12 protein-coding genes and 1 tRNA gene are annotated in these 10,799 nt (G+C 37.2%); 3 read left to right on the forward strand and 10 right to left on the reverse strand.

Annotated elements, in window-relative coordinates:
- Window positions 1-100: 100 nt before the first annotated feature.
- The 7 genes from ptcA to V7083_RS20530 form a co-directional block, all read right to left on the reverse strand.
- Window positions 101-1,141, reverse strand: coding sequence for a putrescine carbamoyltransferase (ptcA, locus tag V7083_RS20500; protein ID WP_438823757.1), 1,041 nt, complete (start codon window positions 1,139-1,141; stop codon window positions 101-103).
- A 223-nt stretch (window positions 1,142-1,364) separates the two neighbouring features.
- Window positions 1,365-2,558 (reverse strand): ABC transporter permease, encoded by a 1,194-nt coding sequence (locus V7083_RS20505; protein ID WP_335481407.1) that lies wholly within the window; start codon window positions 2,556-2,558, stop codon window positions 1,365-1,367.
- Entirely contained in the window at window positions 2,555-3,247 is a 693-nt protein-coding gene (locus tag V7083_RS20510) for an ABC transporter ATP-binding protein (protein ID WP_335481409.1), read from the reverse strand. Before V7083_RS20510 ends, V7083_RS20505 begins: the two co-directional genes overlap by 4 nt.
- Window positions 3,244-4,368, reverse strand: a complete 1,125-nt coding sequence (locus tag V7083_RS20515; RefSeq protein ID WP_335481411.1) for an efflux RND transporter periplasmic adaptor subunit — start codon at window positions 4,366-4,368, stop codon at window positions 3,244-3,246. The genes V7083_RS20510 and V7083_RS20515 overlap by 4 nt, the downstream gene beginning before the upstream one ends.
- Before the next feature lie 74 nt (window positions 4,369-4,442).
- Window positions 4,443-5,114, reverse strand: a complete 672-nt coding sequence (locus tag V7083_RS20520; protein WP_335481413.1) for a Yip1 family protein — start codon at window positions 5,112-5,114, stop codon at window positions 4,443-4,445.
- 135 nt (window positions 5,115-5,249) lie between these two features.
- The gene (locus V7083_RS20525) at window positions 5,250-5,768 is read right to left on the reverse strand and encodes a hypothetical protein (protein ID WP_335481415.1); all 519 of its coding nucleotides are present in this window, start codon (window positions 5,766-5,768) and stop codon (window positions 5,250-5,252) included.
- Between the two features lie 119 nt (window positions 5,769-5,887).
- Window positions 5,888-6,814, reverse strand: a complete 927-nt coding sequence (locus V7083_RS20530) for an aldo/keto reductase (protein ID WP_335481417.1) — start codon at window positions 6,812-6,814, stop codon at window positions 5,888-5,890.
- A 144-nt stretch (window positions 6,815-6,958) separates the two neighbouring features.
- Here V7083_RS20530 and V7083_RS20535 point away from each other — a divergent pair, with 144 nt between their 5' ends.
- Window positions 6,959-7,417, forward strand: a complete 459-nt coding sequence (locus V7083_RS20535; protein WP_335481419.1) for a hypothetical protein — start codon at window positions 6,959-6,961, stop codon at window positions 7,415-7,417.
- A gap of 251 nt (window positions 7,418-7,668) precedes the next feature.
- Here V7083_RS20535 and nagB read toward each other — a convergent pair whose 3' ends face one another.
- The 3 genes from nagB to V7083_RS20550 form a co-directional block, all read right to left on the reverse strand.
- Entirely contained in the window at window positions 7,669-8,400 is a 732-nt protein-coding gene (gene nagB, locus V7083_RS20540; protein WP_335481421.1) for a glucosamine-6-phosphate deaminase, read from the reverse strand.
- Between the two features lie 98 nt (window positions 8,401-8,498).
- Window positions 8,499-9,221: a GntR family transcriptional regulator gene (locus V7083_RS20545; RefSeq protein ID WP_335481423.1), complete on the reverse strand. Its 723-nt coding sequence runs from the start codon at window positions 9,219-9,221 to the stop codon at window positions 8,499-8,501.
- Between the two features lie 421 nt (window positions 9,222-9,642).
- Window positions 9,643-9,715, reverse strand: a tRNA-Val gene (locus V7083_RS20550).
- Between the two features lie 144 nt (window positions 9,716-9,859).
- Between V7083_RS20550 and V7083_RS20555 the strand changes: the two genes are divergently transcribed.
- On the forward strand, window positions 9,860-10,084 hold the full coding sequence (locus tag V7083_RS20555; protein WP_335481429.1) for a hypothetical protein: 225 nt from the start codon (window positions 9,860-9,862) through the stop codon (window positions 10,082-10,084).
- A gap of 88 nt (window positions 10,085-10,172) precedes the next feature.
- Window positions 10,173-10,799: alpha/beta hydrolase (locus V7083_RS20560; protein ID WP_335481425.1), on the forward strand; the 627-nt coding region annotated here is incomplete at its 3' end.

Below are 10,799 nucleotides of genomic sequence, written 5' to 3' on the forward strand. Positions count from 1 at the left end.
TTCTTTAACACAGCCTTACTATAAAAAAAAGCTATCCCACTCAAGGTCTCAAATGACCCCTACTAGTGAAACAGCCTTTGTATATTAAAGAGAGAGGATTTTAGAATGTTGCAACTAATTCCTTTTCAGGTTCAAATGTTGCTGCCAACAGTCTTTCCAATTCGAATTTAGCCTCCGTTACCTTTTCTGCATCAGGCTTATCTAAGCCTAGGAAGTATACAAGTAATCCGCGCATAGCAGTAAGTCTGTTTTCAGCTTCATCAAATACAATTGAAACATTAGAATCAATTACTTCATCAGTCACTTCTTCATTGCGTGATGCTGGTAGGCAATGCATAAATTTAGCCCCTGGTTTTGCCAGTTTCATTAATTCAGATGTTACTTGATATTTAGGATAGAAGATGGATAATCTTTCCTCTTCAGATAGTTCTGCATCGTATAATCCGTACCATACATCTGTGTATACGAAATCTGCATCTTTTAGTGCTTCTTCTGCATTATCACTGATAAGGAAGCTTCCGCCAGATACTTTGCAGTTTCCTTCTAATATATTTCTGTGGTTTTCACTTAATTGGTAGCCTACAGGTCCGAATTGAGCAAAACGCATTCCTACTTTTGTGGAGATAAATCCAAGGGATGCACAAACTTGGGTGGCGTCACCAACAAATGCTACTTTGCAGTCTTCGATTCTCTTTCCTTCAGGAAGGTGCTCAATCATTGTGATCAGGTCTCCGATTTCTTGTGTAGGGTGGTTATAGTCGGACATAGCATTAATAATCGGGATGGATGCATATTTTGCCAAATCTACAACTGATTGATGTCGATCAACACGGGCCATCACGATATCCACTAATCTTGAAAGAACGCAACTAGTATCTTCTAAAGTTTCGTGACCGCCGAGTTGGATTTGTCCTGGTGCAAGATATTGGGCATGTCCACCTAGTTGTTCCATAGCCGTTTCAAAAGAGACACGGGTTCTGGTAGAGGATTGTTGGAATACCATTCCCAATGTTTTATTTTTTAGAAGCTGTGGATAGTAGCCAGCTTTAATACATTTTTTTAGTGACAATGATAGGTTTACAATTTTCATTATTTCTTCTTTAGAATAGTCGTTGGTATTGATAAAATGTTTCACTGTCATGATAAACACCTCCAAATAATATTGTTAATATGGATCACTTGAATTACTTTCTTTAAGTAACTCTACTTATATAATAAAACACATCGTTAAATTAGCAATACGTAATAGGTATTACTTATTACTTTGTCGTTTTTCTGCCTTATTTTCTTCAATAAATGTTCAAAATATGGAACTTTGACAAAATAAAAACCCCTTTCAACAGGGGTTAATAAAGATACCATATTTATTCATACCTTAAAGATTCTATTGGATCGAGTTTAGATGCTTTATTTGCTGGTAGGATTCCAAATACTACTCCGATTACCATTGAAAATAGGACTCCTCCTAACACCACTTGCCATGAAATTAATGATGGCCATCCAGCAAAAAAACTAACAATAGTGGCTGCTCCCCACCCTAGTCCGATACCGAGAATTCCACCAAGGAGCGTAAGTGTCATCGACTCAATTAAAAACTGGGTTAAAACCTGGCCTCTGGTAGCTCCCAATGCCATACGTATACCTATTTCTCTAGTTCGTTCAGTTACGGAAACAAGCATTATATTCATGACACCGATGCCGCCAACAAACAGAGAAATTCCCGCGATGCTCCCAATAATTAAGGTCATAATGCTTGTAACCTGACCAATTCCTTGTGCAATTTCTTCCATATTAATCACTTGATAAGATTTTTCCGTATTATGCATTTTGTTTAATAGGTTTGCTGCTTTTTTTCCAGTTGCCTGCATTTTCTCAGCAGACACAGCTTGGATGGTTACTTGAGTATAGTCACTACTTCCGTAGATTACCTTCCAAGTCTGGAATGGCAAGTAAACCTCCATAGAGCCAAATGCAAGTAAACCTGTGGGTTTTTCAAGCACACCTATAATTTCAACAGGCTGATTAGCCACCGTTATGATTTTTCCTAGCGGATCTTTCCCTTTAAAAAGTTTTTCCTGCAGTTTTGAACTAATAACAGCAACTCTTCTTCCTCCTAAAAAATCTGCTGAAGAAAAATTCCTTCCCTTTTCCACCTTTAAATCATTCAATTTCATGAATGCCTGATTAATACCGGTTGAACTGACATCAGCAGTATCGGTTTGAAACCTTGTTGCAGACATTTGGGTACTAGATGCAACTACTTGCTTTATTTCTGGCAGTTGTTCAAGAGCACGTATATCTTCTTGTTTAAAGGGTGCTTGCATTAGAGCATTGGGATTTGCCCGCATTTCCTCATCAGAAGGTTGATAAAACATCTCCATGGTATTACTTGTACCAGCGATTTGTGATTTCAACATTGCTTCTCCACCTTGTCCAATGGCGACGACAATGATTACTGCCCCAACCCCAATCACAATCCCAAGCATTGTCAAAATACTGCGCATCTTATGTGCTTTTAATGAGCTGAATGCCATCAACAAATTTTCCACAAAGCTCATGATAATGGACTCCTTTCAATGGCAGAAGCAGTCTGTATAAGTCCGTCTCTCACCATAATCGTCCTATGGGCATATGTAGCAACCTCAGGCTCATGGGTAACCACTACCACTGTGACACCTTCTTTATTCAGCTGGTTGAATTGCTCCATTATGGAAATGCTAGTTTTTGTATCTAATGCTCCTGTTGGTTCATCAGCCAGAATTAATTTCGGTTGATTGACAATTGCCCTGGCAATGGCAACACGCTGCTTTTGTCCTCCTGATAAAGCATTTGGTAAATGATCCATCCTATCGGATAATCCAACCTTCATTAGGGCTTCTGCCGCTCGCTCTTGTCTCTCCTCTTTGCCAATTCCTGCGTAGATCATCGGCAATTCAACATTTTTTAAAGCTGTAAGTCTTGGAAGCAAATGAAATTGTTGAAAAACAAATCCGATTGATTGATTTCTAACATTTGCGAGTTCTTTTTCACTGTAATTTGAAATATCCACGCCAGCAAGTAGATATCTTCCTGTGGTCGGTTTATCAAGGCAGCCAATAATATTCATCAAGGTGGATTTTCCCGATCCCGATGGACCCATGATTGCTGTAAATTCTCCATTTTCAATAGTGAGACTAATGCCATTTAAAACACTAATTTGTTCTTTACCCAGTGAGAAGGATCTGGTAATGGACTCTAACTGAATCATTTAATCGTCACATCCATCCCATCCTTCAATTTATCAGGACCATCTATAATGACTTGGTCGTCCTTTGATATTCCATTTAGGATTTCAATCTTTTCCCCAGAAGTGATTCCAGTTTTAACCTTTTTTTGTTTAGCTTTTCCGTCTTTTACTAGAAATACATACGGCTGATTACCATCATCGTGCACAGCTTCGATCGGTAAAACATTAGATTGCTTTTTATCCGTTTCAATTTCCATTATCATCTGGAATCCCGGCTTTAAGGAATTTACATCACCAGTTATTTTTACTGTAACGGGATATTGAACAGCTTGATTTCCAGTTTGAAGACTATTCTGATCAGATTGTGGCAAATAGGCTAGCTTATCAACCACACCACTCCACTCTTTGCCAGGGACGGCATCGGAGCGCAGGATTACTTTCTGCCCATTATGTACTTTCAATGTATCATATTCCGATAAAAGCCCTGTCGCAATCATTCCTTCCTGCTTTCCAATATGAATGTATGGGCTTAAAGCTGTAGTTTGGTTCGTTGTTTCCGGTTTTTTCGCTGTCAAAACAACCCCATCTATTTCACTCTTAATCTCCAAATCAAGTTGTTTTTTGCCAATGATATCTTTTTGTAGATTTGCTTGTTTTAAATCTAGACTGGCCAATTTTTTTTCGGTGTCCAAATTAGTATATTCAGCGCTAAGCTGATTCTTGGCTTCCACTTTCCCCACCTGTTCAGCCAATGTTTTTTCTTTATCATTTAATTGCTTCACTTGTTTATCGAGCTGAGCTATTTTTAAATTTGCTGACTCAATGGCAATTTTATTTTGCTCTGCTTCGAGATCCAGTTGGGAATTTTGAAGTCTGGCTATAACGGTTCCTTTTGTCACCTTCTGACCCTCAGTAACAAGGAGCTCCTTGAGTTCTCCCTTTTCAGGAGCAGGATAAACGAGCTGCTCCTCTTCTAATTTTATTGAGCCTGGAATCATGAGCAGTGAAGATATTGCCTCCTGTTTCATTTCAGCTGCCTTTACAGTTGGTCCTTTAGCAAAAACCTGTCGGTAGACACTGACAGAAATCATCAAAAGGAGCAATACTACGATTCCAATGGCCATCCATATTTTCTTTTTCATTATGTACGGGCAGATTCCTTACGTAATAGAATCTGCTCTTGTCTCCCCTCTTTTTATAAAAATAGTTTCATTGATTATAGTTTGGGCGCCCCTTGAAGAACAGTTCCCATTAAGGCAAAGCCAATTTGGATTAAAAACATGACAATTGCAATAGTCCAAGCTAGGCCCTTCGAAAATTCAGCTGTACGATTAAGACCAATCGCTGTTAAGATGGTTGACCAAATACCAAAAACCTCCAAAGAACCTAATACACCTGGCTTATCCAGATTCAGCAAACCTGCTACACTAGTAATATAAATTTGTGGATTTCCGCCAATTCCAAATTTAATAGCCATGTTTAGCAATAAACCAACTGCCCCAATAATTGAAATAAAAGCATTCATTGAAAATAATTGCTTAAACGTTACAGGAGAACTGGCAATTTTAGCGATAATTAATTGGATGACCGTGCTTATTAGAATTCCAAATACCGGAGTAAGGATTCCTGTAACTGCCATCGTTATCTTGGTGATGCCTAACACCATCTCTGCTTGATCTTTTGAGACTCCCTGATCAATTAAAGTGCTAACATCCATAGATGCAGCCATTAATCCCATGCCCACAGCATAAAGAATACTTACCACAATAAGCGGTACCCAGAATTTCGGTTTCCGTCTTATCCTTTCAAATTGTGTCCCAGGGCTAGCAAACATTCCAAATAATCTTGGACTTTCTTCCTTAACATTCATCTCTTTTTCTAATTCCATTGTTTAAACCCCCTATTTTCCAATTATGTAAATCTTTACAGTTCAATTATACGTTAACAGGAAAGAAAAAGTTTCATGTAATATGATCCCTTTATAGTAAAAAAAACGGACTGATATAGTTCAGACCGTTTATAGTTATATGTAATGAAACCAGAAAAGGTAAAAGAAACTAAAAGGTACACTCAGAATTAGAGCTTTTCTGTAGGACAAAAAGTGCAGGCGCATCATCGGAAACATGATAATGTTAAATAGAAATGACCATCCCAAACTCCAGCCATTTTCATATTTAATCACACCAAAAAAGTGGCCCGCCAGCCACTCAACAAATGTGAAAATGAGAATCCATTTTACGATATGGAGGATTCTTTCTCGAGGAGTAGATGGATAAGTAGCCAGGTAAATAAGAATTCCCGGACTTGCAATGAAAAAAAGTAAAATAAAATCAGCAACGATTTCTGGAAAATAGCCTTTGCTATCCATATGCCAAAGATGAAAGTAAAAATGTGCAATACACTCATAAGCTAAATTGCCTACAGCAAAATACAACAAAGTTGGATAATAGCGATCTAGATGTCTCCATGCACCTTTGATGATGGAAGCAGCAATGGATGTAACGGCAATGGCCAAAACAACTATTTTCGACACCTCCTTCATTTCATAGTCATTTTAGTGTTATTATTTCCATTTTCCTTCCATTTTTTCATAAATATAAAAAAATAGAGAGAGCACCCTGTTTGAGCGCCTCCCTTATTAACAATTTATATTTATAATTTTTATGGAACCATATTTCCAGCAGCCTTATAAAGCTGATACCATTCTTCCCGTGTCAGTTTGATTTCTGATCCTTTACATCCTTCTTTCAACCTTTCGGAATTTGTTGTTCCGAGGACTACCTGGATATTAGCAGGATGTCTGGTAATCCAAGCAACAGCAATAGCTGTTGTGCTTACACCATATTTTTCAGCCAATGTATCTAATGTTTTATTTAACTCCGGATAACGTTTCAGATCTCCAAGGAAGACTCCTTCGAAGAATCCATGTTGGAATGGTGACCACGCTTGAATGGTTATATCATGTAAACGACAATATTCTAGAATACTGCTATCCCGATTTATGGACTGATCTACATTCATATTTAAGGCGATGCCGGAATCAATCATTGGAGTATGAGCAATACTGAATTGAAGCTGATTGACTACTAACTTGTATGGAATTGATTTTTGCAATAACTCAATTTGAGCAGGATTAAAATTTGAAACACCGAAATATTTTACTTTACCAGCAGTATGAAGTTGCTCAAAAGCTTCTGCTACCTCTTCAGGCTTCATTAACGGATCCGGTCTGTGTAATAATAAAATGTCCAGATAGTCTGTTTTTAATCTGTCCAAAATGCCATCAACAGATCGTAAAATATGGTCTTTTGAAAAATCAAAATAGCCCTCAGGCACGCGAATGCCACATTTACTTTGAATAATCATGTTTTCACGGATGATGGGAGTCATTTGAATAGCATTTGAAAATATTTCTTCACTTTGCCCTCTTCCATAGATATCTGCATGATCAAAAAAATTGATCCCTTCTTCCAGGGCAGTACGGATTAATTTTTCGGCTTCTTGCAAATTAAGCTGGGGTAAACGCATATTGCCCATGATGATGTTTGAGGTTTTTAGTTCAGTGTTCGCGATAGATATGTATTTCATTCTTATCCCTCCCAATCAAAATTCTTTTTCATTATACTATTTTAAACAAAAGGTCGTATAAAATATGGCTCTTTTTCAAATAAATAAATTGAACTAAACCGCCTTTAAACTACTTCACTTTACCTTGGAAGGGGCTAGAATAATGTGGCGAACCCGAAAGAAACCCTATTATGGAGCATTGCCCTTCCAGGGTTTGGGCAATTTTTAAACAAGAAATATCTAAAAGGTCTGTTATTTGTTATATTAGAGTTTCTTATTAATGTGAAATCTAATTTCAATACCATTATTTTACTTAGCTTTCATGGGAAAATCGATCAGGCAATTGGAACAACAAATTATCAATGGCTAATGTTTTACCCTTGTTTATATTTCTTTTCCATGTGGGATGCTTTTAAAGATGCTGGTGGAGGAAGAACTAAACATGCTTATTTGCCCTTCGTCTTTTGCGCCTATTTTGTCACTGTTGGATGTATCTATTCCCCTAACCTTAAGATCTTTGGGATTTTATTTGGACCTGTTTGGCTGCCCATTTTATTCGTAATACCGGGGATCTTGGTAGGATTTCTTATAAAAACCATTATTTATAAAAAAGATCCTACATGAAGTTAGGATCTTTCACCTCAATTCTTTACAACTATGAAGTTACACTGATCGCTTCACTTTTGATCTCTTCATTACCACATGCCCCTAAAATACGGAGTTATCCTTCTATTTTTGTAACTAAAAGAAGTTTTCCTTCTTTATCAATATAACCCCATCCGCTAAATGACGAACAAATATACATATTTTTTAATAAAACCATATTCCGTAGTGTTCTACTTGTTTCTTACTTTTTGAACCAAATCCTAAGTCGATTATTTTATCAGGAAACATGCTGCTTCATCGGCAATGATAATCACATTTTCATGCTTTTGTAAAATTGATGCCGGGAAATCTTCAGTTATCGGCCCATTTATTAATTTTGACAAAGCCATTGCCTTGTTCTCTCCGGAAACCATTATTACGATCTTTTTGCTTTCCATAATTGTTCCTATTCCCATCGTAATTGCTTTGGTTGGAACTTCGCTTATATCATTAAAAAAGCGGGCATTGGCCTGACGGGTTGAAGGCGTTAGATCGATAACATGGGTTCTGCTTGAAAACGATGTTCCCGGCTCATTAAAACCAATGTGGCCGTTGATTCCCAGCCCTAAAACCTGGATGTCAATTCCACCTGCATGACGGATTTTTTCTTCATATATTTCACACTCCTTGAGTGGTTCCGCTGCAACTCCATTTGGAACATGAGTCTGCTCAAGAGGGATGTCAATATGATAAAATAATTTTTCATTCATGAATGAATGATAACTGTTTCGATCCTCATTCTTCATCCCCACATACTCATCTAAATTAAAGGTGATGATGTTTTTAAACGACACCTTTTTATGTTGGTATTTTTCAATTAAAGATCGATACAGTCCCTCTGGTGTAGAGCCAGTGGCTAAGCCCAAAACTGTATTGCCGCCTTCTTCTATCATTTGCTGCACAATTAAGGCACATGCTTTTTGACTCATTTCTTCGTAATTTTTCACCTTAATTAATTCCATTTTACTCATCCTTTTCTTAAAGATATGATCATGTCATCGTGTTGTCATTACCAGTATAGGTGAGCATTGAAATAGATCAACGCTCCTCCTGGTACACGTTATAAATTTAATTCAGTGGTATACTCATACTTATTTCCTCGTGCCACAGAAAAGGTATACTCAATCGCACGCTCATCAGAAAAAGCGACACGCTCAATCCGCAAGGCAGCGGAACCAACCTTTTCATGCAAATAAGTGGCCTCTTCTTCAGACATATTTACTGCTCTGAAGTTTTCTTTTGCCTTGCTGATTCGATAGTTATACTTTGAAAGGAACAATTGATACATTGCTTTTTCTTTGAAATCATTCTCTGATAAGTTAGGAAAATACTTTACAGGCAAATAACTGGTTTCAAAGATGATCGGCTCTTCGTCCACTAAACGAAGTCTGGACATTTCAAATACTTCCTCACCCTCATCTAGCAACAGGATAGCCGCTGCCTTTCCGAATACCTGCTTAATGGCAAAGTTAATCATCACAGCCCGGGGTTGTTTCCCAAGTTTTTCCATTTCTTCAGTAAAGCTATACATTTTGACTAAGCTCTGTGTAAAAGTGGTCGGTGAGACAAAGCTTCCTTTTCCATGTTCCTTATAAATATAGCCTTCCTTCTCCAACTCAATCATAGCCTGCCTGATGGTTGTCCGGCTTATATCAAATTGGTCACACAATTCCCGTTCGGAAGGAAGTTTATCATGCTCCTTTAACTCACCCGAATTTATTTTATGAAGAATAATGTCGATTAATTGAGCATAAAGGGGAATGCGGCTTTTTTTATCAATCACCCTACAAACCTCCTTTTAATTAGTCATGTTGTCATTACCAGTTGCTTTAAAAATAATATATCAGAAATCCTAGGTATAAGCAATGAGCTCTTCAAAATTACGCTGTTAGCCTACAATGTTTAAAAATCTGACACTAATAGTGTTAGGGATTTTTCGGAACATCTACTTAGATGAAGTACCACTAAAACATTTTTAAATTTGTTAAATCAATTCGATATTTTTCGGACCGTTCAAGATGATTATGTAAATCAGTATTTCAAATATTTAATTGAAAATTCAACACTCAACTTTCAGGTGAACTAATAGACACTTCAAATAGAACAATTAAAACGTAATTAAAATAAAAAAGACCACTTCCGAAGAAGCAGTCTTTTCTCAAAGAACCCTTTGTTCCGAAGGGTTCTACGGGTTTGGCACCCAATGACCTGTACAGGGATCGAACCTGTGACCTCAACCCTGTCAAGGTTGCGCTCTCCCAGCTGAGCTAACAGATCTTAATCAATACAAAATTAATTATAGTTAGTAAAAGAAAAAAAGTCAATAATTTTTTACAGCAGAACACATATTCGATCATTACTTGAATACAGAACTAACGTTCGTATATAATAATACATAAAGTCAAAGAAGGTGTGATCAATATGGATGGATTGTTTTTACGTTCGCTAGAGGAAAAGACACCACTGGAGATGATATATCTTGCTGACAATCAAGAAATCACTCAGCGGAAACTTATTATAACAGAAGTGAATGTTGGTTACATTCGTGCCTATTGCCTTCTTAGAAAACAAGTACGCACCTTTAAACGTGATAATATACTCTCCATCATGCCGGAAACATATTCCACAATGCAGATTCTGCACTAATTCAAATTAATCCCCTTCCCATTACCTTACCCTTTCAACACACATATGTTAAAATGCAATTGTATCAGTAGAATCAGGGGGGAAACTTATGGAATACCCAAAAGGTAGCATGAAGGAAATAAGTTTTTTTAGTATGGAACTTCAAGAGGAATTGCAGCTGTTAATCTATCTACCTGCCAATTTTTCACCGTTATATAAGTATTCATTACTCATTGCCCAGGATGGAAGAGATTACTTCCAACTAGGCCGTATTGGTCGTATTGCTGATGAACATCTTTTTAATCGGGAAATGGAAAATTTAATCATTGTTGGGGTACCCTATAAAAATGTAGAGGATCGTCGTCAAAAATATCACCCTGAAGGATCTCAAAATAAACAGTATATTCGTTTCCTTGCCCACGAACTAGTACCATACCTTGACCAAGAATTTCCAACTTATCAAATGGGGACTACAAGAGCATTGATAGGGGATTCTCTCGGGGCCACTGTTTCACTAATGACGGCATTGCAATATCCGCATACATTTGGAAAAGTGATCTTGCAATCACCTTATGTGGATCACCATATTATCGAGATAGTCAATAACTTTTCAGATCCACAGCTTATTGAAATATATCATGTTATTGGCAATCAAGAAACAGAAGTACATATGACCAACAGAAAAGTTGGTGATTTTTTAACTCCAAATCGTAAGCTTTCCACACTTCTTTCAAAT

It is taken from the genome of Bacillus sp. JJ1764, from assembly GCF_036962145.1.
Lineage (GTDB): Bacteria > Bacillota > Bacilli > Bacillales > Cytobacillaceae > Neobacillus.